38 protein-coding genes are annotated in these 23,173 nt (G+C 35.0%); 36 read left to right on the top strand and 2 right to left on the bottom strand.

Features of this window, described 5'->3' with window-relative positions:
* Positions 1–26 precede the first annotated feature (26 nt).
* The gene (locus ACWNCI_RS12855; RefSeq protein ID WP_449388592.1) at positions 27–1,004 is read right to left on the bottom strand and encodes a hypothetical protein; all 978 of its coding nucleotides are present in this window, start codon (positions 1,002–1,004) and stop codon (positions 27–29) included.
* 558 nt (positions 1,005–1,562) lie between these two features.
* Here ACWNCI_RS12855 and rplC point away from each other — a divergent pair.
* The 28 genes from rplC to rplQ all read left to right on the top strand — a co-directional run bounded on the left by rplC (position 1,563) and on the right by rplQ (position 15,386).
* Positions 1,563–2,189, top strand: a complete 627-nt coding sequence (gene rplC / locus ACWNCI_RS12850) for a 50S ribosomal protein L3 (protein ID WP_042720943.1) — start codon at positions 1,563–1,565, stop codon at positions 2,187–2,189.
* Complete coding sequence (gene rplD / locus ACWNCI_RS12845; protein WP_042720942.1) at positions 2,180–2,809, top strand: 50S ribosomal protein L4; 630 nt, start codon at positions 2,180–2,182, stop codon at positions 2,807–2,809. Before rplC ends, rplD begins: the two co-directional genes overlap by 10 nt.
* Positions 2,810–2,812: 3 nt before the next feature.
* Positions 2,813–3,103, top strand: coding sequence for a 50S ribosomal protein L23 (gene rplW, locus ACWNCI_RS12840; RefSeq protein WP_042720941.1), 291 nt, complete (start codon positions 2,813–2,815; stop codon positions 3,101–3,103).
* A gap of 22 nt (positions 3,104–3,125) precedes the next feature.
* A complete protein-coding gene (rplB, locus tag ACWNCI_RS12835) occupies positions 3,126–3,947 on the top strand; it encodes a 50S ribosomal protein L2 (RefSeq protein ID WP_034678013.1) in 822 nt (273 codons plus the stop codon).
* Positions 3,948–3,949: 2 nt separating this feature from the next.
* On the top strand, positions 3,950–4,228 hold the full coding sequence (rpsS, locus tag ACWNCI_RS12830) for a 30S ribosomal protein S19 (RefSeq protein WP_002983209.1): 279 nt from the start codon (positions 3,950–3,952) through the stop codon (positions 4,226–4,228).
* Positions 4,229–4,230: 2 nt separating this feature from the next.
* The gene (rplV, locus tag ACWNCI_RS12825) at positions 4,231–4,629 is read left to right on the top strand and encodes a 50S ribosomal protein L22 (protein WP_027387214.1); all 399 of its coding nucleotides are present in this window, start codon (positions 4,231–4,233) and stop codon (positions 4,627–4,629) included.
* Between the two features lie 7 nt (positions 4,630–4,636).
* On the top strand, positions 4,637–5,398 hold the full coding sequence (gene rpsC / locus ACWNCI_RS12820; RefSeq protein WP_042720940.1) for a 30S ribosomal protein S3: 762 nt from the start codon (positions 4,637–4,639) through the stop codon (positions 5,396–5,398).
* 100 nt (positions 5,399–5,498) lie between these two features.
* Positions 5,499–5,924, top strand: a complete 426-nt coding sequence (gene rplP, locus ACWNCI_RS12815; protein WP_449388591.1) for a 50S ribosomal protein L16 — start codon at positions 5,499–5,501, stop codon at positions 5,922–5,924.
* A 12-nt stretch (positions 5,925–5,936) separates the two neighbouring features.
* Positions 5,937–6,122 (top strand): 50S ribosomal protein L29, encoded by a 186-nt coding sequence (gene rpmC, locus ACWNCI_RS12810; protein WP_027381309.1) that lies wholly within the window; start codon positions 5,937–5,939, stop codon positions 6,120–6,122.
* Between the two features lie 12 nt (positions 6,123–6,134).
* Positions 6,135–6,389: a 30S ribosomal protein S17 gene (gene rpsQ, locus ACWNCI_RS12805; RefSeq protein WP_042720938.1), complete on the top strand. Its 255-nt coding sequence runs from the start codon at positions 6,135–6,137 to the stop codon at positions 6,387–6,389.
* A 2-nt stretch (positions 6,390–6,391) separates the two neighbouring features.
* Complete coding sequence (rplN, locus tag ACWNCI_RS12800; RefSeq protein ID WP_007839504.1) at positions 6,392–6,760, top strand: 50S ribosomal protein L14; 369 nt, start codon at positions 6,392–6,394, stop codon at positions 6,758–6,760.
* Between the two features lie 20 nt (positions 6,761–6,780).
* Entirely contained in the window at positions 6,781–7,107 is a 327-nt protein-coding gene (gene rplX, locus ACWNCI_RS12795) for a 50S ribosomal protein L24 (protein ID WP_034678023.1), read from the top strand.
* A 13-nt stretch (positions 7,108–7,120) separates the two neighbouring features.
* Positions 7,121–7,672 carry a 50S ribosomal protein L5 gene (gene rplE, locus ACWNCI_RS12790; protein ID WP_346983942.1) on the top strand — a complete coding sequence of 184 codons (552 nt, stop codon included), beginning with the start codon at positions 7,121–7,123 and terminating at the stop codon, positions 7,670–7,672.
* A gap of 3 nt (positions 7,673–7,675) precedes the next feature.
* Complete coding sequence (gene rpsN, locus ACWNCI_RS12785; protein ID WP_007839501.1) at positions 7,676–7,945, top strand: 30S ribosomal protein S14; 270 nt, start codon at positions 7,676–7,678, stop codon at positions 7,943–7,945.
* Positions 7,946–8,093: 148 nt separating this feature from the next.
* Positions 8,094–8,492: a 30S ribosomal protein S8 gene (gene rpsH / locus ACWNCI_RS12780; protein ID WP_062162720.1), complete on the top strand. Its 399-nt coding sequence runs from the start codon at positions 8,094–8,096 to the stop codon at positions 8,490–8,492.
* Positions 8,493–8,509: 17 nt separating this feature from the next.
* Positions 8,510–9,055, top strand: a complete 546-nt coding sequence (gene rplF, locus ACWNCI_RS12775) for a 50S ribosomal protein L6 (RefSeq protein ID WP_346983943.1) — start codon at positions 8,510–8,512, stop codon at positions 9,053–9,055.
* A gap of 15 nt (positions 9,056–9,070) precedes the next feature.
* Positions 9,071–9,424 (top strand): 50S ribosomal protein L18, encoded by a 354-nt coding sequence (rplR, locus tag ACWNCI_RS12770; protein ID WP_346983944.1) that lies wholly within the window; start codon positions 9,071–9,073, stop codon positions 9,422–9,424.
* Between the two features lie 19 nt (positions 9,425–9,443).
* Positions 9,444–9,965, top strand: a complete 522-nt coding sequence (gene rpsE, locus ACWNCI_RS12765; RefSeq protein WP_034712988.1) for a 30S ribosomal protein S5 — start codon at positions 9,444–9,446, stop codon at positions 9,963–9,965.
* 10 nt (positions 9,966–9,975) lie between these two features.
* The gene (rpmD, locus tag ACWNCI_RS12760) at positions 9,976–10,152 is read left to right on the top strand and encodes a 50S ribosomal protein L30 (protein ID WP_029297759.1); all 177 of its coding nucleotides are present in this window, start codon (positions 9,976–9,978) and stop codon (positions 10,150–10,152) included.
* A gap of 19 nt (positions 10,153–10,171) precedes the next feature.
* Positions 10,172–10,621, top strand: a complete 450-nt coding sequence (gene rplO / locus ACWNCI_RS12755) for a 50S ribosomal protein L15 (RefSeq protein ID WP_449388590.1) — start codon at positions 10,172–10,174, stop codon at positions 10,619–10,621.
* Between the two features lie 9 nt (positions 10,622–10,630).
* Positions 10,631–12,010: a preprotein translocase subunit SecY gene (gene secY, locus ACWNCI_RS12750; RefSeq protein ID WP_346983945.1), complete on the top strand. Its 1,380-nt coding sequence runs from the start codon at positions 10,631–10,633 to the stop codon at positions 12,008–12,010.
* 3 nt (positions 12,011–12,013) lie between these two features.
* A complete protein-coding gene (gene infA, locus ACWNCI_RS12745) occupies positions 12,014–12,229 on the top strand; it encodes a translation initiation factor IF-1 (protein ID WP_029297754.1) in 216 nt (71 codons plus the stop codon).
* Positions 12,230–12,292: 63 nt separating this feature from the next.
* On the top strand, positions 12,293–12,409 hold the full coding sequence (rpmJ, locus tag ACWNCI_RS12740; RefSeq protein ID WP_007839480.1) for a 50S ribosomal protein L36: 117 nt from the start codon (positions 12,293–12,295) through the stop codon (positions 12,407–12,409).
* Between the two features lie 9 nt (positions 12,410–12,418).
* Positions 12,419–12,796 carry a 30S ribosomal protein S13 gene (gene rpsM, locus ACWNCI_RS12735; RefSeq protein WP_027381318.1) on the top strand — a complete coding sequence of 126 codons (378 nt, stop codon included), beginning with the start codon at positions 12,419–12,421 and terminating at the stop codon, positions 12,794–12,796.
* 12 nt (positions 12,797–12,808) lie between these two features.
* Positions 12,809–13,198 carry a 30S ribosomal protein S11 gene (gene rpsK, locus ACWNCI_RS12730; RefSeq protein ID WP_002983263.1) on the top strand — a complete coding sequence of 130 codons (390 nt, stop codon included), beginning with the start codon at positions 12,809–12,811 and terminating at the stop codon, positions 13,196–13,198.
* 19 nt (positions 13,199–13,217) lie between these two features.
* Positions 13,218–13,826: a 30S ribosomal protein S4 gene (gene rpsD, locus ACWNCI_RS12725; RefSeq protein WP_169231317.1), complete on the top strand. Its 609-nt coding sequence runs from the start codon at positions 13,218–13,220 to the stop codon at positions 13,824–13,826.
* Between the two features lie 33 nt (positions 13,827–13,859).
* The gene (locus ACWNCI_RS12720) at positions 13,860–14,855 is read left to right on the top strand and encodes a DNA-directed RNA polymerase subunit alpha (RefSeq protein ID WP_346983946.1); all 996 of its coding nucleotides are present in this window, start codon (positions 13,860–13,862) and stop codon (positions 14,853–14,855) included.
* Positions 14,856–14,861: 6 nt separating this feature from the next.
* Positions 14,862–15,386, top strand: coding sequence for a 50S ribosomal protein L17 (rplQ, locus tag ACWNCI_RS12715; protein ID WP_449388589.1), 525 nt, complete (start codon positions 14,862–14,864; stop codon positions 15,384–15,386).
* Between the two features lie 56 nt (positions 15,387–15,442).
* On the opposite strand, the gene ACWNCI_RS12710 is transcribed toward rplQ, so the two are convergent.
* The gene (locus tag ACWNCI_RS12710) at positions 15,443–15,862 is read right to left on the bottom strand and encodes a hypothetical protein (protein WP_449388588.1); all 420 of its coding nucleotides are present in this window, start codon (positions 15,860–15,862) and stop codon (positions 15,443–15,445) included.
* Between the two features lie 182 nt (positions 15,863–16,044).
* Between ACWNCI_RS12710 and ACWNCI_RS12705 the strand changes: the two genes are divergently transcribed.
* From ACWNCI_RS12705 to ACWNCI_RS12670, 8 genes are all read left to right on the top strand, one after another.
* Positions 16,045–16,677, top strand: a complete 633-nt coding sequence (locus tag ACWNCI_RS12705; RefSeq protein ID WP_449388587.1) for a response regulator — start codon at positions 16,045–16,047, stop codon at positions 16,675–16,677.
* A gap of 5 nt (positions 16,678–16,682) precedes the next feature.
* Positions 16,683–17,402 carry a hypothetical protein gene (locus tag ACWNCI_RS12700; protein WP_449388586.1) on the top strand — a complete coding sequence of 240 codons (720 nt, stop codon included), beginning with the start codon at positions 16,683–16,685 and terminating at the stop codon, positions 17,400–17,402.
* A 622-nt stretch (positions 17,403–18,024) separates the two neighbouring features.
* Positions 18,025–18,825 (top strand): sensor histidine kinase, encoded by an 801-nt coding sequence (locus ACWNCI_RS12695; RefSeq protein ID WP_449388585.1) that lies wholly within the window; start codon positions 18,025–18,027, stop codon positions 18,823–18,825.
* Positions 18,826–18,929: 104 nt separating this feature from the next.
* Positions 18,930–19,484: a hypothetical protein gene (locus ACWNCI_RS12690; RefSeq protein ID WP_449388584.1), complete on the top strand. Its 555-nt coding sequence runs from the start codon at positions 18,930–18,932 to the stop codon at positions 19,482–19,484.
* A 71-nt stretch (positions 19,485–19,555) separates the two neighbouring features.
* Positions 19,556–19,756, top strand: a complete 201-nt coding sequence (locus ACWNCI_RS12685) for a hypothetical protein (RefSeq protein ID WP_346983952.1) — start codon at positions 19,556–19,558, stop codon at positions 19,754–19,756.
* Positions 19,753–20,307 carry a hypothetical protein gene (locus ACWNCI_RS12680; RefSeq protein WP_449388583.1) on the top strand — a complete coding sequence of 185 codons (555 nt, stop codon included), beginning with the start codon at positions 19,753–19,755 and terminating at the stop codon, positions 20,305–20,307. Before ACWNCI_RS12685 ends, ACWNCI_RS12680 begins: the two co-directional genes overlap by 4 nt.
* 118 nt (positions 20,308–20,425) lie before the next feature.
* A complete protein-coding gene (eno, locus tag ACWNCI_RS12675; protein ID WP_346983954.1) occupies positions 20,426–21,718 on the top strand; it encodes a phosphopyruvate hydratase in 1,293 nt (430 codons plus the stop codon).
* A gap of 86 nt (positions 21,719–21,804) precedes the next feature.
* Complete coding sequence (locus tag ACWNCI_RS12670; RefSeq protein WP_042719957.1) at positions 21,805–23,091, top strand: citrate synthase; 1,287 nt, start codon at positions 21,805–21,807, stop codon at positions 23,089–23,091.
* Positions 23,092–23,173: the final 82 nt, after the last annotated feature.

Below are 23,173 nucleotides of genomic sequence, written 5' to 3'. Positions count from 1 at the left end.
ATTTTAATAAGTCTATAATTACAATTTTAAAAATTAAAATTCTGTCCTGTAACAAATTTACTGTCTAATTGATAATAAATGATGTTGAAATGCTGTATTTTTTTCTCCAGGAAACTGATCACCTCTGTAAGTTGTTGTTGCGAGACTGATTCAATTTTGATCCTGAAACCTTTATTCATATAATTTCCGAAATAGAAGCCGTCTTTACGTATTTCAATTTCATTGTCTGAAATCTTTTTAAAGTTTGCGTTTTCAAGATCTTTTTCAGATAAAGCATTGATGAGCTTGTGCTTTCCGAGATAATTGGTTACAATTCCCCAGGAATAAATGGGTAAGGCAACTTCTATTTTCTTAACAGGATATTCATTAATATTTGTTAAATAGCTTTTCAATGTATTGACATCAAGAATTGAGTTTTTGTCAGAATTCTCCAAAGGCGACGACGTAGAATAGCACATAAGGTACACTTTTTCCACTGGAGGAATTCCTGTCAGTGCCTTATCCTTAACTTGGTGAAGTCTCAACGTGCAGGTAATTTCTTTCCCTGAAATTTTTTTTAATTCTTTTAAAAATTTGAAATAATCATCCCTGGTTCCGGCAGTCCAGTCGCAGTCGATTTGGATTTCCGGCGCGGTATTCAAATGATATTCTGATTTTTTTTTGTTGATAAGTTCACTGATGCTCTTGGCCAGAAATGTAATTTCATCGTTTTTTATATAAAGAAATGTGCGGTTGGTAATGAAAACAACAGGAACAATTTTTTGACTGAGGTTGAAACTGGTGTCTTTGGTAATGACGCCTATAGGCTGAAACTTTCCGCTTGATTTGTCTACATCAAAAAATCTTGTGTAGAGCAATGGAAGAGTGGTTTTATTCAAAACTTCTTTTTCTTTGGTGTTAATTGAAAGTTTTGTTTTCCAATAGTAAAACGTGTACGGATGATCTTCTTTTTTATTGCATGAAATAATCAGCAGAAAGATCCATAAAAGCTTAAGAGTTTTCATTAACGGTCTTTAGCGTTTACAGTTGATGTTGGGTTTGATTTCCGGACGAGAAGTGGAGTGTCACAATAATCTGCTATTAATGACTTCATGGAACAATTCTCTATTTTCATAAGGCTATTAAATGAAATTTAAAAATACCTTATCAAAAATTAAACCGCAAATTATGGTATATGAACCATAACAGAAAATGAAATCGGATGTGATTTTGTTTTTTTGAATTAAATATTAATTGATCTTTTAGGTTTATATTACATAATTACTCATTATGAATGCTTTAAATTTTTACGATAAAGAAAGAACCTGATAAAATATATAGTTTGTTCGTGGTTTTTATTATTCATTCATATTTCGTTCATTTATTTTCTCGGAATTCTGCAAAAATGATCTAAATGATTAAAAATCAAAATATTTACTACAAATATTTGTCAGATTAAATTTTATTCATAAATTTGCACACTCATTTTAGGGACGTAGTATGCCTACATCAAACGTAGAAATTACTTCAGACTTCCTGAAAAAGGTGATAAATAAAGGATAAATTTTATTATAATATAAACAATGTCAGGTATTATTGGTAAAAAAATCGGTATGACATCTTTGTTTAACGAAGAAGGGAAAAACATTCCTTGTACAGTTATTCAAGCTGGTCCGTGCTCGGTTTTACAGGTCAGAACCATTGAAAAAGACGGTTATAAGTCAGTTCAGTTAGGTTTCGATGACAAGAGTGAGAAGAACGTTGGTAAAGCGTTAGCTGGCCATTTTAAAAAGGCTGGTTCTGCTCCTAAAGCTAAATTGGTAGAATTCTACAGAGAATTCGTTGATGAAGTAAAAGTAGGAGAGGAAGTAAAAGTAGACTTGTTCAACGAGGGAGAATTCGTAGACGTAACAGGTACTTCTAAAGGTAAAGGTTTCCAGGGTGTTGTTAAAAGACATGGCTTTGGAGGTGTAATGCAGGCAACTCATGGTCAGCACAACAGACTTAGAGCTCCAGGTTCTATCGGTGCTGGATCAGACCCTTCAAGAGTATTCAAAGGGATGAGAATGGCTGGAAGAATGGGAGGTAAGCAGGTAACTGTTCAAAACCTTCAGGTATTAAAAGTGGATCAAGAACAAAATCTTTTAGTAGTAAAAGGTGCTGTTCCGGGAGCTAAAAATTCTTATGTAATTATCAGAAAATGGAACTAGTAGTATTAAATACATCAGGAAAAGAGACCGGAAGAAAAGTAACTCTAGACGAAACAGTATTCGGAATTGAGCCAAATCAGCACGCGGTTTACTTAGAAGTTAAACAGTACCTTGCTGCACAAAGACAAGGAACTCATAAAGCAAAAGAAAGAAGCGAAATTACTGCTTCTACTAAAAAACTTAAGAAGCAAAAAGGATCTGGTTCTGCTAGATACGGGGATATCAAATCTCCAACTTTCAGAGGTGGAGGTAGAGTATTCGGACCAAAACCGAGAGACTACAGATTCAAATTGAACAAAGCTCTTAAGAGATTAGCTAAAAAATCTGTTTTATCTCAGAAAATGAGAGATAACAGCATCAGAGTTTTAGAAGATGTGAGCCTTAATGCTCCTAAAACTAAAGATTTCATTACTTTATTAGATGCATTAACATTGAACGGTAAAAAATCTTTGTTTATTCTTCCTGAAGCTAACAAGAATGTGTATTTATCTTCAAGAAACTTACCTAAAACTAAAGTAATGAACTTCAACGAAGTAAGCTCTTACGATTTAGTAAATGCAGGTGAGATCGTATTCTTCGAAGGTGCAGTTGAAAAATTCCAGGAAAATTTAAAGAAATAAATCATGTCTATTATCATTAAACCAGTTATCTCAGAAAAGGCTAATTACCTTACGGATTTAAGAGGTTCTTATTCTTTCTTGGTAGATACTAAGGCGAATAAAATCCAGATTAAAAAAGCTGTTGAAGCGGCTTATGGTGTAAAAGTAGCAGACGTTAATACAATGATTTATGCTCCGAAGGTTTCTTCGAAATACACTAAAAAAGGTCTTCAGGTTGGAAAGACAAACAAATTGAAAAAAGCGGTAATCAAACTTGCTGAAGGTGAGGTTATCGATATTTTTGCTGTAAATTAATTATTAATTATAAATAATAGTAATGTCTGTTAGAAAATTAAAACCTATCACCCCGGGACAGAGATTCAGAATTGTAAACAATTTTGAGGAAATTACTACCAACAAGCCAGAGAAATCTCTAACAGTTGGTATTAAAAAGTCAGGTGGACGTAACCAAACTGGTAAAATGACCATGCGTTACACCGGCGGTGGACACAAAAAGAAATACAGAATTATTGACTTCAAAAGAAACAAAGCAAACGTTGAAGCCACTGTAAAATCTGTAGAATACGATCCAAACAGAACTGCATTTATCGCTTTATTAGAATATGCTGACGGAGAGAAGAGATACATCATCGCTCCAAACGGTATCAAAGTAGATCAGAAAGTAGTTTCAGGTGAAAGCGTAGAACCAAATGTAGGGAACGCAATGAAATTGAAAAATATTCCATTGGGTACTGTAATTTCTTGTGTTGAAATGAAGCCTGGTCAAGGTGCTATTTTAGCAAGAAGTGCTGGTTCTTCAGCTCAATTAACATCAAGAGACGGAAAATATGCAATCATTAAATTGCCTTCAGGAGAGTCAAGAATGATCCTTACTGAATGTATGGCAATGATTGGTTCAGTTTCCAACTCTGATCACCAATTAACAGTATCAGGTAAAGCTGGTAGAAGCAGATGGTTAGGTAGAAGACCAAGAACAAGAGCGGTAGTAATGAACCCTGTAGATCACCCAATGGGTGGTGGGGAAGGACGTTCTTCAGGAGGTCACCCAAGATCTAGAAACGGTATGCCGTCTAAAGGTTACAAAACTAGAAAGAAAAACAAAGTGTCTAACCGTTACATCGTATCTAAAAGAAAATAATTATGGCAAGATCACTTAAAAAAGGACCGTTCATTCATCATACTTTAGATAAGAAGGTTCAGGCAAATATAGAGTCTGGTAAGAAGACAGTTATCAAAACTTGGTCTAGAGCATCGATGATCTCTCCGGACTTCGTAGGACAAACTATTGCTGTACACAATGGAAAATCTTTTATTCCTGTTTATGTTACAGAAAACATGGTAGGTCACAAGTTAGGCGAATTTTCTCCAACAAGATCTTTCAGAGGTCATGGTGGTAACAAAAACAAAGGAAGCAGATAATCATGGGATCAAGAAAAAGAGAAAGTGCATTAGCACGTAAATTAACAAATCAAGATGTAGTAAAAGCATTACATAATGATTGCCCGTCTTCTCCAAGAAAAATGAGATTAGTAGCTGATATCATCAGAGGAGTAGAAGTAGACAAAGCTTTATACATTCTAAAATATTCTAAGAAAGACGCATCTAACAAGTTAGAGAAAGTCTTACTTTCAGCAATGGCCAACTGGCAAGCAAAAAACGAAGGGGCTGATATCGAAGAAGCAAACCTTATCGTTAAAGAAATTTTTGTAGACAGTGCAAGACAATTGAAGAGACTGAGACCAGCTCCACAAGGAAGAGGGTACAGAATCAGAAAAAGATCAAACCACATTACGTTAATCTTAGGTACAAAAGAAAATTAATCAAGGTATGGGACAGAAGACAAATCCAATTGGTAATAGATTAGGTATCATCAGAGGATGGGATTCTAACTGGTTTGGTGGAAACGATTATGGAGACAGAATCGCGGAAGACTACAAAATCAGAAGATACCTTGAAGCTAGATTATCTAAAGGTGGGATTTCAAGAATTTATATTGAAAGAACATTAAAATTAGTAACAGTTACGATCACTACTGCTAGACCGGGACTTATCATCGGTAAAGGAGGTCAGGAAGTTGATAAATTGAAAGAAGAGTTGAAAAAATTGACTAAAAAGGATATTCAGATCAACATCTTCGAAATCAAAAGACCTGAGCTTGATGCAGTATTAGTAGCTGACAGTATTGCTAAGCAAATCGAAAACAGAATTTCTTACAGAAGAGCTGTGAAGATGGCGATAGCAGGTACAATGAGAATGGGTGCAGAAGGGATCAAAGTTCAGATCTCTGGTAGATTGAACGGTGCTGAAATGGCAAGATCAGAATCTTTCAAAGACGGAAGAATTCCATTGTCTACTTTCAGAGCAGATATCGATTACCATATCGGTGAGGCACTTACTCAGTACGGAAAGCTAGGGGTAAAAGTTTGGATCATGAAAGGTGAAGTTTACGGTAAAAGAGAACTTTCTCCGCTAGTGGGACAACAGAAAAAAGGAGGTCAGTCAGGAGACAGAGACAGAAACAACAGAGGAGGAGACAGAGACAACAGAAGACCTAGAAAGAACAATAACAATAATAACAATAATAATTAAAAATTTTAGATTAGACCATTTTGAATTTTAAATTACCGTTACTTTTTTAAAATAAAAAACAATCTAAAATCTAAAATCTAAAATCTAAAATTTAGAAATTATGTTACAACCAAAAAGAACCAAGTTCCGTAGAGTACATAAGATGAAAATGAAGGGGAGTGCCCAGAGAGGTAGTCAACTTGCTTATGGAACTTTCGGGATTAAGGCGACAGAAGGTGCTTGGATCACTGCAAGACAAATTGAAGCTGCTCGTATCGCTGCGACAAGATATATGAAGAGAGAAGGTCAGCTATGGATTAAAATCTTCCCGGATAAGCCAATTACCAAAAAACCAGCTGAAGTAAGGATGGGTAAAGGTAAAGGTGCCGTGGAATATTGGGTAGCTGTAGTAAAACCGGGTAAAATTATGTTCGAAATCGGAGGTGTACCTTACGAAATCGCTAAGGAAGCTCTTAGACTTGCTGCACAAAAATTACCGGTAGTTACTAAATTCATCGTTGCTAACGATTTTGTTAAACCTCTTTAATCTTTGAATACAATGAAAAAAGCTGATATTAAAAATTTAAGCGCGGGTGATATTCAAGCTCAATTAACTGAAGCAAAAGCTCAATATTCTAAATTGAAATTGGCTCATGCAATCAGCCCAATTGAAAACCCGATCCAAATCAGAGATTTGAGAAAAACAATCGCTAGACTAAATACTGAGTTAACTAACAAACAATAATTTCATTTTACAATGGATAGAAATTTAAGAAAAGAAAGAATCGGAGTGGTTTCCAGCAATAAAATGGAAAAAACTATTGTTGTTAGTGAAACTACAAGAGTAAAGCACCCGATGTACGGTAAATTCGTTTTGAAAACGAAAAAATATACTGCACACGACGAGAACAACGAATGCACAGAAGGTGATACAGTTCTGATCCAGGAAACTAGACCTTTGAGTAAGAACAAGAGATGGAGATTAGTAAGAATCATTGAAAAAGCTAAGTAATAATGTTACAAACAGAATCAAGATTAAAAGTTGCTGATAACACAGGTGCTAAAGAGGTATTGGTTATCAGAGTTCTGGGAGGAACCAGAAGAAGATATGCTTCAGTTGGTGATAAAATCGTTGTTACTATCAAAGATTCTACACCATCAGGAAACGCTAAGAAAGGTCAGGTATCTAAAGCTGTAGTAGTAAGAACTAAAAAAGCGGTTAGAAGAAAAGATGGTTCATACATCAAATTCGAAGACAATGCTTGTGTATTGCTTAACGCAGCAGGAGAAATGAGAGGAACCCGTGTTTTCGGACCGGTTGCCCGTGAGTTGAGAGACAAAGAATATATGAAAATCATTTCATTAGCTCCTGAAGTACTTTAATATTTAAAATTTTAAAAAAAATGTCAAAGTTAAAAATAAAAAGAGGAGATAACGTAATCGTAACTACCGGTAAGAAAGGTCTTAAAGGTGGTACCGGTGAAGTTATTGAAGTGATCAAAAAAGAAGGAAGAGACCCTAGAGTTATCGTTGCAGGACTTAATATCGTTAAAAAACACGTTAAGCCTTCAGCTTCTAACCCTCAAGGAGGAATCACTGAGAAGGAAGCTTCTATTCATATCTCAAACGTAGCTTTAGTTGGTAAAGACGGAAAAGCTATCAAAGTAGGTTACAAAATCGAAGGAGATAAGAAAGTAAGAATCAACAAAAAAACGGGTGAAACTTTATAATTTTAAATAACACATGGAATATATAGCAAGACCCAAAAAAGCATATAAAGAAACGATTATTCCTGCAATGATGGAAGAATTCGGATACAAATCTGTAATGCAGGTACCTAGACTGGAGAAAATTATTTTATCTCAAGGTTTAGGAGATGCTACTGCAGATAAAAAAATCATCGATTATGCTGTTGAAGAATTAACGAACATCACTGGTCAGAAAGCTGTAGGCACGATCTCTAAGAAAGACGAGGCTGCTTTCAAACTAAGAAAAGGAATGCCTGTAGGTGCTAAAGTTACGTTGAGAGCTCACAAAATGTATGAGTTCCTAGACAGATTAACTTCTTCTGCATTGCCGCGTATCAGAGATTTCTCTGGGATCAAGGCTGATGGTTTCGATGGTAGAGGTAATTATAACTTAGGGATCACTGAGCAGATCATCTTCCCTGAGATTGTAATTGACAAAGTGAAAAAAATCCAAGGGATGGACATCACTTTCGTTACTACTGCGAAAACAGATAAAGAGGCTAAAGCATTATTAACTCACTTCGGTTTACCATTCAAAAAGAACTAAGAAATGGCTAAAGAATCAATGAAAGCGCGTGAGCGCAAAAGAGAAGCGTTAGTTGCTAAATACGCTGATAAAAGAAAAGCTCTAAAAGAAGCAGGTGACTATGAAGCACTTCAGAAATTACCTAAAAATGCTTCTCCTGTAAGATTACACAACAGATGTAAGCTGACAGGAAGACCAAGAGGGTACATGAGAACGTTCGGTATTTCTAGAGTAACTTTCAGAGAAATGGCAAACAACGGTCTTATCCCGGGAGTTAAAAAAGCTAGTTGGTAATAATTACTAATTAAAAATTCGGGACAATTAAGTTGTCTGGATACTAAAGAATACAAAATATCAGGCCAAAGTTTCTGAGGCCTGATATTTTACTCTTCAAGTCCTTACAATACTGATTGTTCTTTAACCAATAATTTATAAAAGAAAAATGGTAACAGATCCAATTTCAGATTTCCTAACAAGAGTAAGGAACGCACAAAGCGCAGGCCACAAAGTGGTGGAAATTCCTGCATCGAAAATCAAAAAGGAGATTACTAAGATTTTATTTGATCAAGGGTATATCTTAAACTACAAGTTTGAAGATAGCGCTGTTCAAGGAACAATCAAAATCGCTTTAAAGTACGACAAACAAACCAGCAAACCTGCTATTAAATCTATCCAAAGAGCTTCTAGACCAGGTTTGAGACAGTACAAAGGTTCTACTGAACTTCCAAGAGTACTAAACGGTTTGGGTATTTCTATCATCTCTACTTCTAAAGGAGTAATGACTGACAAGAAAGCCAGAGAAGAAAAAGTAGGCGGTGAAGTAATCTGCTATGTTTATTAATTTTTAATCACAGGAAAATGTCAAGAATTGGTAAAGCAATTATAACAGTTCCAGCAGGAGTTACAATCACTGAAAACAATGGTGTGGTAACTGTAAAAGGTCCTAAAGGAGAACTTTCTCAGGAGCTTACAGCAGGAATTACTATAGAACAGAAAGATGGTGAACTGAACGTAAACAGACCATCTGAAGCTAAACAACACAAAGCGCTTCACGGTTTATACAGAGCGTTAATCAACAACATGATTGTTGGTGTAAATCAAGGTTTCGAAAAGAAACTGGAACTAGTAGGGGTAGGATACAGAGCATCACACGCAGGTCAAAAACTTGAGTTGGCTTTAGGATTCTCTCACGGTATCGTATTAGAACTTCCTAGCGAAGTAAAAGTTGATACATTGACTGAAAAAGGTAAAAACCCAATTATTACTTTAACGTCTCACGACAACCAACTTCTAGGGATGGTAGCTGCAAAGATCCGTTCTTTCAGAAAGCCTGAGCCATACAAAGGAAAAGGTGTAAGATTCGTAGGAGAAATTGTTAGACGTAAAGCTGGTAAATCTGCTTAATAAATTATAAGTATTATGGCATTAAGTAAAGTAGAAAAAAGAATAAGAATCAAAAGAAGAGTAAGAGGAAAAATCTCCGGATCTTCTGAATTGCCAAGATTATCTGTATACAAAAGTAATAAGGAAATTTACGCTCAGTTAATCGACGATAACAGTGGAAAAACTTTAGCTTCCGCTTCTTCAAGAGAGAAAGGCGTTGAGGCTAACGGAAATAAGACTGAAGTTTCTGCTGCTGTAGGTAAAGCTATTGCTGCTAAGGCTATCGCTGCAGGAATCGAAAATATTGTATTTGATAGAAACGGATTCGTATATCACGGAAGAGTAAAAGCTCTTGCTGACGGTGCGAGAGAAGGTGGACTTAAATTCTAATCATTAAATTTCGGAAAATATGTTAGGACTAGATAATATAGAAAGAGTAAAACCGGGAGGATTAGAACTTAAAGATCGTCTCGTAGCTGTTAACAGAGTAACAAAAGTAACTAAAGGGGGTAGAGCTTTCGGATTTTCTGCTATTGTTGTAGTAGGTAACGAAGAAGGTGTTATCGGTTACGGACTTGGAAAATCTAAAGAGGTAGCTTCTGCAATTGCTAAAGCAGTTGAAGATGCTAAGAAAAATCTTGTGAAAGTTCCTGTAATGAACCATACGATTCCTCACCAGACGACTGCTAGATACGGAGGTGCAGATATCTTCTTAAGACCTGCTTCTCACGGTACAGGACTTATCGCCGGTGGTGCGGTAAGAGCCGTATTGGAGTCTGCTGGTATTCACGATATCCTTTCAAAATCTAAAGGATCTTCTAACCCTCACAACGTGGTGAAAGCTACTTTCAAAGCGTTATTGGATATCAGAAGACCTGAAGAGATCGCTAGAATGAGAGGAGTTTCTCTAAGTAAAGTGTTTAACGGTTAATATATAAACAATGGCAACAATCAAAGTAAAACAAGTAAGAAGCGCTATTGGAAGAACAAAAACCCAAAAGAGAACGCTTGAAGCATTAGGATTAAAGAAACTTCACCAAGTTGTAGAACACGAAGCTACTCCTTCTATCTTAGGAATGATAGCTGCAGTTAGTCACTTACTTGAAGTTCAAAAATAATTTTTAAAATAATTTTAAAATGAATTTAAACAACATAAAGCCAGCTGCAGGATCAACTTTCAATTCAAAAAGAATTGGTAGAGGTCAGGGTACTGGAAAAGGAGGTACTTCTACAAAAGGTCACAAAGGACAGAAAGCAAGAGCCGGATATTCTCAGAAAATCGGTTTTGAAGGAGGTCAGATGCCTTTACAAAGAAGATTACCGAAATTCGGATTCAAAAATATAAACAGAAAAGAGTTTAGAGGAATTAACCTTGATACAATCCAGACTTTAATTGAAAATAAATCTATCACAGGAGATATTACAAGAGAAGTTATGATTGAAAATGGTTTAATTACTAAAAACGAATTAGTGAAAATTATGGGTAGAGGAGAATTGAAATCTGCGGTTTCAATCTCTGCTGACAAGTTCACTAAATCTGCTGAAGAGTTGATCTCTAAAGCAGGTGGAAAAGCAATTACCTTATAATAATTACTAATGAAAGAATTTATACAAACACTCAAAAATATTTGGAGTCTTAAAGAACTTAGAGATAAAATTATCTTCACTTTAGGAATTATCCTTGTGTATAGATTCGCATCTTATATCTCTTTACCTGCAATTAACCTTGCAGAAGTGGGAGATCTCTTAGAGCATTATAAAAATCAAGGCGGTAACAAGCAAGGAGCAGGTCTCCTTGGCTTGCTTTCGTCGTTTACGGGAGGAGCTTTCAGTCATGCTTCCGTAATGGCGTTAGGTATCATGCCTTATATTTCTGCTTCTATTATTGTTCAGTTGATGGGGATGGCTATTCCTTATCTTCAGAAGCTTCAGAAAGATGGAGAGTCAGGTAGAAATACATTGAATCAGATAACTAGATGGTTAACAATTGGCGTTTGTTTAGTACAGGCACCTTCTTATTTAACTTCTATTACTCAATTATTCTTACCGTATGCTCAGTTCTCATCTGCATATTATGTAGAGCCAAATTCTATCATGTTCTGGTTGCCAAGTATTGTTATTTTGGTTGCCGGGTCAGTATTCGCAATGTGGTTGGGTGAGAAAATCACCGACAAAGGTATTGGAAACGGTATCTCTATCCTTATTATGGTGGGGATTCTTTCAAGATTACCTGAAGCATTCGTACAGGAAATGGCGGTTCAGAACGGAAAAGGAGGAATGGGATCAATCATGATCCTTATTGAAGTAATTTTCTGGATGGTAGTGGTTCTTTTAGCGGTGGTATTGTCCGTTGCTGTCAGAAAAATTCCTATCCAGTATGTAAGCAGAGCTCAGGCAAGAGGAGGTGTAAACAGAAATCTTATGCAGGGAGCGAGACAGTGGATCCCATTGAAAGTAAATGCTGCCGGTGTAATGCCGATTATCTTTGCTCAGGCATTGATGTTCGTACCGGGATTATTAACTAAAGTGGATGAATCTAATACTTTTCTTGCAGGTTTCAAGAATGTTTTTAGCTGGCAGTACAACGTATTGTTTGCATTATTAATTATTATCTTCTCGTTTTTCTATACTGCAATTACGATTCCGGTAAACCAGATGGCTGATGATTTGAAGAGGAATGGAGGCTTGGTACCGAAAGTAAGACCAGGAAAAGAGACGGCTGATTATTTAGATGATATTTTATCAAAAATTACCTTGCCAGGTGCAATTTTTTTATCTATCTTTGCAGTCCTTCCGGCAATTGTACACGGAAGCTTTGTTCAGACAGATGCGTTCGCCTTATTTTTCGGGGGAACATCACTATTGATTATGGTGGGAGTAATTTTAGATACTGTTCAACAGATTAATACTTATCTGCTGAACCATCATTATGATGGCTTAATGCAGTCTAAATTATCAAGAACGACTGGATATTAATTTATGGCAAAACAAAAACATATTGAACAGGACGGCGTTATCACGGAAGCACTTTCGAACGCTCAGTTCCGTGTTGAACTGGAAAATGGGCATGTTCTTATTGCTCATATCTCTGGTAAAATGCGTATGCACTATATTAAGTTATTACCTGGTGATAAGGTAAAATTAGAAATGTCTCCTTACGATTTGTCGAAGGGGAGAATTACATTTAGATATTAAAACAATCTGCCAAATGGAACACGCGTTTCATTTGGCTGTTGTTAAAAAATAAATACGATCAAAATGAAAGTAAGAGCATCAATTAAAAAAAGAAGCGCTGATTGCAAAATCGTACGCAGAAAAGGTGTACTATTCGTAATCAACAAGAAGAACCCAAAATTTAAACAAAGACAAGGCTAACATTAAATTATGGCGAGAATTTCAGGTATTGATTTACCAAAAAACAAAAGAGGTGTTATCGGTTTAACTTACATCTACGGAATTGGAAGAAGTACTTCTTCAGAAATCCTTAAAGCTGCCGGTATCAGCGAAGACAAGAAAGTCAACGAATGGAATGACGATGAATTGGCTGCAATCAGAAACTATATCTCTGAAAACATTAAAGTGGAAGGAGAGCTTAGATCTGAAGTGCAATTGAACATCAAGAGATTGATGGACATAGGATGCCAACGAGGAATACGTCACAGACTTGGATTACCTTTAAGAGGCCAGAGAACGAAAAACAACTCTAGAACCCGAAAAGGAAAGAGAAAAACTGTTGCTAACAAGAAAAAAGCTAGTAAATAATCGTTAGGAATTATGGCAAAACAAACTAAAGTAGTTAAGAAAAGAAAAGTAAAAGTTGAAGCTATTGGTGAAGCTCATATTCAGGCTTCTTTCAATAACATCATCATTTCTTTAACAAATAAAAACGGAGAGGTTATCTCTTGGGCTTCTGCCGGTAAAATGGGTTTCAGAGGTTCTAAAAAGAATACTCCATTTGCTGCTCAGATGGCAGCTGAAAATTGCTCTGCTGTAGCTCACGAAGCTGGATTAAGAAGAGTAAAGGTGTTTGTGAAAGGGCCAGGTGCAGGTAGAGAATCTGCTATCAGATCTATTCACAATTCAGGAATTGAAGTTAGCGAAATCATTGATGTGACTCCTATGCCACACAATGGATGTAGACCACCAAAAAGAAGAAGAGTTTAATTTTTAGAATTTACCCATTATGGCAAGATATATTGGACCTAAAACTAAGATTGCTAGAAAGTTTGGTGCTGCAATCTACGGAGATGACAAAAACTTCGAAAAAAGAAAAAACCAACCGCCAGGACAACACGGTCCTAACAAAAGAAGAGGTGCTAAAAAATCTGAATATGCAGTTCAGTTGGCTGAAAAACAAAAAGCTAAATATACTTACGGTATTTTAGAAAGGCAGTTTGCTAACTTATTCGACAAAGCACACAGAAGTAAAGGTGTAACAGGTGAAGTTCTATTACAACTTTGCGAATCTAGATTGGATAACGTAGTGTACAGATTAGGTTTTGCTAAAACAAGATCTGCTGCAAGACAATTAGTTTCTCACAGACACATCACTGTGAATGGAGAGATTCTGAACATTCCTTCATATTTGGTAAAAGCAGGTGACGTAATTGCTGTAAGAGAAAAATCTAAATCTCTTGAAGTTGTTACAAACGCATTGGCTTCTAAAGCAAATTATGAGTGGTTACAATTCAACGATGAGAAGAAAGAAGGTACTTTCGTTTCTGCTCCTGAGAGAATCCAAATTCCGGAAGACATCAAGGAACAGCTTATCGTCGAACTTTACTCTAAATAATTTTTTAATCAAATTTTTGCTCAACCCAATAATATGGCAATTTTACAATTCATAAAACCCGATAAAGTAATTTTACTTAACTCTGATGATTTTAGAGGTCAGTTTGAATTCAGACCACTAGAACCAGGTTTCGGGCTTACAATCGGTAATGCTTTGAGAAGAGTGTTGCTTTCTTCTCTGGAAGGATACGCTATTTCATCTATCAAAATAGAAGGTGTAGAGCACGAATTTTCAACTATTCCAGGAGTAATCGAAGATGTTACCGAAATTATTCTTAACCTTAAGCAGGTAAGATTAAAAGCTACAGCAGAAAACCAGTCTAATGAGCAGGTTGTTGCTAAGGTTTCGGGTCAAACGGTTATTACTGCTGGTGATTTAGGTAAATCTATCAACGGATTTGAGGTATTAAACCCGGATTTAGTGATTTGTAACCTAAACAGTGATGTAACTTTCGAAATTACTTTCAACATAGAAAAAGGAAGAGGGTATGTTCCTTCTGAACAAAATAAGTCAAACAATGCACCTGTTGGTACTATTGCCATCGACTCTATTTTTACGCCAATCAAGAAAGTACAGTACAGCATTGAAAATTATCGTGTAGAGCAAAAAACAGACTACGAAAAACTTGTATTAGATATAGAAACTGATGGTTCCATTAGTCCTCAAAATGCTTTAACAGAAGCTTCTAAGATATTAATTTATCACTTCATGTTGTTCTCTGATGAGAGAATCACACTTGAAACAGAAGCTGTAAAAGCATCTATCCAATACGACGAGGAAACTCTTCATACAAGACAACTACTTAAGTCTAAATTAGCAGATATGGATCTTTCCGTAAGAGCCCTTAACTGTCTGAAAGCTGCTGAAGTAGAAACTCTTGGAGAACTGGTTTCTTACAGTAAGTCTGATTTGATGAAATTCAGAAATTTTGGTAAAAAATCTTTGACAGAACTAGAAGAATTAGTGCATTCAAAAGGTCTTAACTTCGGTTTCGACGTTGCAAAATATAAGTTAGACGCTGATAAATAATTAATAATGAGACACGGTAAAAAATTCAATCACTTAGGAAGAACAGCTTCTCACAGAAGTGCTTTACTTTCTAATATGGCTTGTTCTCTAATTGAGCATAAAAGAATCAACACTACTGTTGCTAAAGCTAAAGCTTTAAGAGTATATGTTGAGCCTCTATTAACTAAAGCAAAAGAAGATACTACACACAACAGAAGAATTGTTTTTTCATATCTTCAAAACAAGGAAGCGGTTACTGAATTATTCAGAACAGTAGCTCCTAAAATCGCTGAGAGAAACGGTGGTTATACAAGAATCATCAAAACAGGTTTCAGACCAGGTGATGCTGCTGATACTGCTCTTATCGAATTGGTAGACTTCAACGAGCTTTATAATCCTAATGCTGAAGAGAAAAAAGCGACAAGAAGAAGCAGAAGATCTACAACGGCTAAAAAAGAAGCTGTAGTTGCTGAAGCTCCTGTAGTAGAAGAAAAAGCTGCTGAGCCAACGGCTGAAGCTGCTGATTCTACAGAGGAAAGAACTGAAGAATAATATTCTCAGAATATAAAAAGAAAAACCGTTCAGATTGCTGAACGGTTTTTTTATGTTTAAATTTTCGTCCTTACGAGTTGGATAATATTATTTTCCTGATCTAAAATCAAACTATCTCCTTTTACGGTGGCTTTCATATCCATTTTTTCGTAAGTCGTTTCGTTTCCTTTAGATTCTACTTTATTCAGAATAAAAGTCTTATTATTACTTCTGACACTCATTGTTTTTTCTTCGTAATTAAAAACTACTTTTACCAGGCTTCCATCAGTGGCTTTGTAAACGTAATCTGTTTTTACATATTTTTTTCCGTTGACATCAGTTTGATATTGAACGGTAGAATCTACTTTACCGTTATCTGCCAATATTACTCCTGAACTGTCTGATTTTAGTACACTTTTATTTCCGCTTTCACTTTTTTTACAGCCTGTCAGCGATAATGAAATCATTGCAACTGCGATGAAAATTCCCTTTTTCATGATGTTAATTTTTTTTAATGTATTGATTGTTAATTATTTTAAAAAGTAAAGTAATTTTCACTAAATTTAATAAAAACAAAAACTAAACCAATAAAAGGAGACTCAAACTTTTAAAATTACACAAAAGAGTAATTGACTTTTCTCTTTTTTCTGGTGAAATTTGCTTTAAACAAACCAAAAGCATGAGCATTTCCATAGCCATAGTAGAAGACGAAAAGAACTACAACAATGCGTTGAAGAAAGTCATCAATTATCAGGATGATATGAAAGTTGTTGCCCAGTTCTTCAATGGCAATGAAGCGCTGAAAAATCTTTCTGACATTTCTCCGGATGTCGTGATGATGGATATTCAGTTACAGGATATGCTCGGCATTGAAATTATTGAAAAGCTAAAAAAAGAACTTCCGAATACTCAGTTTATCATGTGTACAAGTTTTGAGGACGACGACAAGGTGTTTAGTTCTCTTAAAGCGGGTGCAATGGGATATCTTGTGAAAGGCGAAAGCATGGATAAAATACTTACTTCTATTCGTGACGTCTACAATGGCGGTGCGCCCATGAGCTTTTCAATTGCCAGAAAGGTATTAAGTTACTTCGAGAGAAAACTTCCGGAAATAAAGGGTTTTGATGAGTTAACAGAAAGAGAAAAGGAAATTCTGGAGCTTCTTTCTCAAGGGTTGCTTTACAAAGAAATCGCTGATAAGAAATTTATCAGTATTGATACCGTGAAAAAACACGTCGGAAACATTTACAGAAAACTCCACGTCAGTAACAAAGTGGAGGCTATTAATAAACTTAACCATTTTAAAAACTAAGAATTATGAGAACAAATCTTGACTTATCATGTGAAGAATTGAAAAAAGAACTAGTTACAATTATTGAAAATGCTGATTGTGATAGTGAATTACTGATAGGTATTAAATATTACTTAAATCTTTATCTTAATGATCCAATATTTACTTATGAATCAGATAAGGAAAGATTTGTCAATGCTTGTAATACTGCTCAAATTAAAATTAAAGACGAATTCATTATTGATAAAAAATTATTTAATAAAATTATCGGTGAAAATTGGGATAAAAGATTTATGCATATATTTTTTATCGATGACAATGGTGATTTAAGCCTTTTATTTAGATTTTCTGATATTGAAACTTTTAATGCTTCAAATATAAAAGTAGACTTAAATATGGAGAGCGCCTATACATTAAAAGAAGGAGAGTTTACAAAGCTGGATAGATATTCTCCCGATTTTGACAATATATCTGCACGTTATAAAAGCGGGGTAGGAAGTAAAATTGAGCTGATTCAAAATTCTCTGCTTACAGAGTACATTACTTATTCAATGAAAAAAATATTCTTATTTAATGGATTTGAAGATGATGTGAGGTTTGAGGTAATATGTATTGAAGACCAAAACCGAAAAAATCGACTAACATTATGTGCATACATTAAAGATAGTGACAGAATTCATCATATCGATGCTGCAAACAATAAAGTTTACGAAGGATATTATGATTTAGGTAACCTAAAACCATAGAAATTGATATTAAATTTTATATACAACATAGTATTAATTGTTGTTTTTTTCAAATCTTTTATTCTGGGCAGGAAGTATGGTCTTTCTGCTCAGAATAATTTGCTAATATACCTTTTAGTAACAGTAATAGTTGAAGTATATTCGTTCATTATTGATAAAATTGACAAAAATATATTGATAGGATTACAATACAATTTATATTTAATTTTTGTTTCTATTTTTTTTTATTCTTTTTATTTTAAAATTTTATATAAAAAAGTTCTCAAAACTTTGTCCAAAATATCACTTTTACTTTGTTTAGTATTTATAATATTTTTCACAAAATTTTGGGGATTGGATTTCGATGAAAAAGTAGCTATTGCAGTGATGTTGTTCTTGATATGTCATTCTATTCTTTGGTATTCTAATAAGATTCTAACAGTAGATGACACTAAAATTTTTAATGATCCTAACTTTTGGATTAGTTCAGGGTTATTAATTTGGAGCTGTTTTGGTATTTTTAGATGTTTACCGATGTATTATTTTTATTATAACGATAAGGAATTTTCAGATTTCATTAAAAGTAATTTTGATGCGGTAAATATCCTGTTGTATTTAATGTTTTATATTTCTTTATATAAATATGAGTATAATTTTAAAAGAAGAATTGCCTCAGATTATTAGAAGTACTTATATAATAGCAATAGCTATAGTACTTTTATTTGTTATGTTTATAATTTTCGTTGTTTTAATGTACAACCGAAAGCAACTTCTATACATTAAAGAAAAACAACTCAAAGAATCCGAATACCAAAACCAACTCCTTCAAAAAGAACTCGAAAAACAAAGATCAATAGAAAAAGAAAGGGAACGAATTTCCCATGATATGCACGACGATCTCGGAGCGGGTATTTCGGCTTTAAAGCTGCAGGCAGAGTTTCTAAAACAGCGCGCTGAAAATGAAGATCTAAAAAGTGATATCGACGAACTTCTGAAAACCTCCGAAGAAATGAATATTTCCATGAGAGAAATGCTTTGGAGCCTGAATTCAGGGAATGATACACTGGGAAGTTTTATCGATTATGCTGAAATGTATGCACAAAACTTTCTTAAGAAAACAACAATTCTAATCATTACAGAAAGCGAAAATATAACTGAAGAAACAACCATTTCAACCGAACAAAGAAGAAATTTATTCTTGTGTTTAAAAGAAGCTCTGAATAATATTTATAAGCACAGTCAGGCCAATCAGATTATCTTGTCATTTCTTCAAAAGAATAACAAATTCATCATGAAGATTTCCGACAACGGAATTGGAATTAACAATGAAAATCCGGAAGGATATGGCCTTCGTAATATGAAACGAAGAATGCAGGAACAGAACGGACATTGTGAAATTACTACTGAAAACGGAACGCATTTGTTTTTCAGAATGAATGTTTGAGAAAGACAAAATTTTATTAGTATTTTTATAAATCACCCTTAGGTGTAATTGAAACAAATTACTTTTTTAAATAACTTTGAAGTATAAATTAAAAATTAACAACCATGAAAATTTTATTCGAATATGTTCTTCCTGTAGCCATTTTTACATTCGGAATGTGGCTTGCTGTTAAAACGGATTTATTAAAAGACAGACAGGTCGATAATGGGTCAGACAAAACATTTAGCTTTTCCAGAAGCCAGTTGTTTTACTGGACAATGATTGTAATAATATGTTTGTGCGCTGGTATAGGAAACAATGGTAACTTTGATTTGCTTTTGAACCTAAAAGAACCTTCAATTTTACTTTTATTAGGAATCAGTGTGGGGACTGCAAGTGTGGCAACATATATTGATAATGAAATACCAACCTCCAAAAAAAATACTGAGAGTAAGAGTTTTATAAAAGATATATTATCAGATGCCGGCGGAATAAGTGTGCATCGTTACCAGGCTTTATTGTTTAATATTATTTTCGGTTTAGTATTTGTCTGCCAATTCATTACTAATACTACAGAGTTTCCTGTTTTTGATAATTATGCTTTGGCTTTAATGGGAACAAGTAGTGCGGGCTATTTACTTATTAAAACAAATGAAAAACAGAAAAAAAGTGTTTCTTAATAACGCATTTATATGATTGCTAGCAAATACATTTAAAAATAAATACTAATTAACTTAAAATAAAATGGACCATGAAAATAATTGTTGACTATTTATTAGAATGGAATATAACTTCAAAAAAAGGGAAGGTTATATTAAAGCTTAAAGATACAGATCCTGAGATTATAGATGATTTGGACTTTCAGGAATTTTCAGCATTAGCAATAGTGCTTGAAAAAGGAAATGTAAGATTTAATGAAAAAGAAAATTCAATTTATAATGTAATGCCATGAAAATAGTTTTTTATCTATTCGTAATTGTGTCATTAATGTCATGTAACATAAGACATAAAGCCACGTTGAAGGAACTGGAAAATAAAGGGTCAAATTATCAGATGTCGTATGATGCTACTCGCAGAGGAGCTGTTATAAGTCTTGATAATAATGGTAAAATTGATAAAATTTTATCAGAAGTTCAGCCGGATGCCGCTATAGCGACTACAACGGATATTACCAGTAAACTTACAGGTAAACTGAAATCAGGAGACAGTGTTTCAGCTGAACAAATAACAAAAATAGCTGAAACATTATCCAAATTAGGAGAAAGAACAGCGCCGGTAAATATGCTCAGAGACGCATTGTATAGACTTGAAGAACACTGTGTTAATTTTCCTGAGCAATGTAAAGATGATAGTTATTTTAATAGCTTTGATAAGGTTGTAGATTTAATAGTCAAACTGCAGGAAAAAATTTCTGAAACAGCCGCAAGTGATGCTAAGGCTGAAGAAGCAAAGACTTTAAGAGCTCTTACCCCTGAAGAGAGAGAAAAATATAATTTAAAATAAATTATCACAATCCTAAAATTAACTAAAATTTAACTCAGAATAAACGTATAAATTGGTTCCTCTGTGCTTTGAAAAGTTAAAAATTGATTAAATTTGTCTAAACTATAAAAAAAGAACAATGAGTTACATTTCTTACATAGAAGCGAGACAAATTTTAGATTCAAGAGGAAATCCTACAGTTGAAGTAGATGTATTCACGGAAAGCGGTGCGATGGGTCGTGCAGCAGTACCTTCAGGAGCGTCTACAGGAGAGCATGAAGCCGTGGAATTGCGTGATGGCGGTTCAGAATACATGGGGAAAGGTGTTCTTAAAGCTGTTGAGAATGTAAGAGAAGTAATTGCGCCTGAATTGGTAGGGCTTCCGGTTTACGATCAGAATCTTATCGATCAGATTATGATTGATCTTGACGGAACGAGCAATAAAGGAAATCTTGGCGCCAATGCAATCCTTGGTGTTTCTTTAGCTGCAGCCAAAGCAGCGGCAGCAGAGTTGAAAATGCCTTTATACAAATATGTTGGTGGTGTTAATGCCAATACACTTCCTGTTCCGATGATGAACGTGATCAACGGAGGTTCTCACTCAGATGCGCCGATTGCGTTTCAGGAATTTATGATCATGCCGGTGAAAGCAGATTCTTTCTCTCACGCATTAAGAAAAGGAACTGAAATTTTCCATAACCTTAAATCTATTCTTCACTCAAGAGGCTTATCCACCGCGGTAGGTGATGAAGGTGGTTTCGCGCCAACTTTTAAAGGAACTGAAGATGCTTTGGACACATTGCTACAGGCAATTGAAAAGGCAGGTTATAAGCCGGGTGACGACATCATGTTAGCGCTTGACTGTGCTGCTTCAGAATTCTATAAAGACGGAATCTACGATTACAGAAAATTCCAGACTCCGGATGCCGCTCAATTTACAAGCAGTGAGCAGGTTTCTTACTTGGCAGAATTAGCCGCAAAATATCCGATCATCTCTATCGAAGATGGTATGCAGGAAAATGACTGGGAAGGTTGGAAAATGTTAACCGATAAAATAGGTGACAGAGTACAGTTGGTAGGTGATGATTTATTCGTAACGAATGTTGAAAGACTTTCAAGAGGAGTAAAAGAAGGAATTGCCAACTCAATCCTTGTAAAAGTAAACCAGATCGGTTCTCTTTCTGAAACAATGGCCGCTGTACAAATGGCGCAAAACAACAGATTCACCTCAGTAATGTCTCACAGATCTGGCGAAACAGAAGATTCCACAATCGCTGATTTAGCAGTAGCAATGAACTGCGGACAGATCAAAACAGGATCTGCTTCAAGATCAGACAGAATGGCAAAATACAACCAGTTGTTGAGAATTGAAGAAGCGTTGGGTGAAACAGCAGTGTTTCCAGGCTTAGATGCCTTTAAAATCAAAAGATAATTAATCGAATTTATAAATAACGGCAAGCGAAATTTTTAGTTTGCCGTATTTTATAATAAATAGTATATTTAGAAAAAAAATAAATAATGTCAGACAACAAAGTAATATTGAATTACGACGGTAATTCGTATGAATATCCAATTGTGGATAGTACTATCGGAGACAGAGGAATTGATATTTCAAAATTAAGAGACCAGACGGGTCTTATTACTCTTGATTTAGGTTACAAAAATACCGGAGCTACCCTTAGCGACATCACTTACTTAGACGGAGATAAAGGAGAATTATTCTACAGAGGGTATCCAATCGAGCAGATTGCTGATAAATCAAACTTTACAGAAGTAATGTATCTGTTGTTAAACGGTGAATTGCCTACTCAGGATCAGTACAGTTCTTTCGAATCAAACATTAAAAAATATAATTTCGTAGCAGAGGAGATGAAAAAGATCATCGATGCTTTTCCTCGTTCTGCTCATCCCATGGGAGTTTTATCTTCATTAACTTCTGCTTTGACAGCTTTTAACCCAAAAGCGGTTAATGTAAATTCTAAAGAAGAAATGGATCTTGCTGCAGAATTGATGATCGCCAAATTCTCTCATCTTTGCGCATGGACGTATAGAAAAACTCAGGGATTACCGCTTAACCACGGAGATAACAGTCTGAATTATGTAGAAAACTTCTACAAAATGACATTCAGAATGCCAAACCAGGAGTTTGAAATTGATCCTGTGGTAGTTCAGGCTTTAGATAAATTATTAATCCTTCACGCAGATCATGAACAAAACTGTTCTACATCTACCGTAAGAATGGTTGGTTCTGCTCATACAGGTCTTTTTGCTTCTATTTCAGCAGGGGTTTCTGCACTTTGGGGGCCGCTTCATGGTGGTGCAAACCAGGCAGTAATCGAAATGCTTGAACTTATTGAAAAAGATGGCGGAGATGTGAACAAATGGGTGGCTAAAGCTAAAGATAAAAATGACAACTTCCGTTTAATGGGCTTCGGACATAGAGTGTACAAAAACTTTGATCCTAGAGCAAAAATCATTAAGAAAGCGGCAGATGACATCCTTAATTCACTGGGTATTCATGATAAAGCGCTTGATATCGCAATGCAATTGGAAAAAGTAGCTCTTGAAGACGAATATTTCGTAGAAAGAAAACTATATCCGAATGTAGATTTCTACTCAGGAATTATTTACAGAGCATTAGGAATTCCTACGGAAATGTTCACCGTAATGTTTGCATTAGGAAGACTTCCGGGATGGATTTCTCAGTGGAAAGAAATGAGACTGAAAGGCGATCCTATCGGAAGACCAAGACAGGTATATCAGGGTGCTCAGAAGAGAGATTACATCGATATGGTAAACAGATAATACAAGATTAATATCAAGTATAAAAACTCCCAAGAATTGGGAGTTTTTATATTTAATCAAATTATTTATATCTATCTTTTAT

This window comes from Chryseobacterium lineare (genome assembly GCF_977014045.1).
The sequence above is the reverse complement of the archived record's forward strand: the minus strand, read 5'-3'. Positions and strand labels throughout refer to the sequence as shown.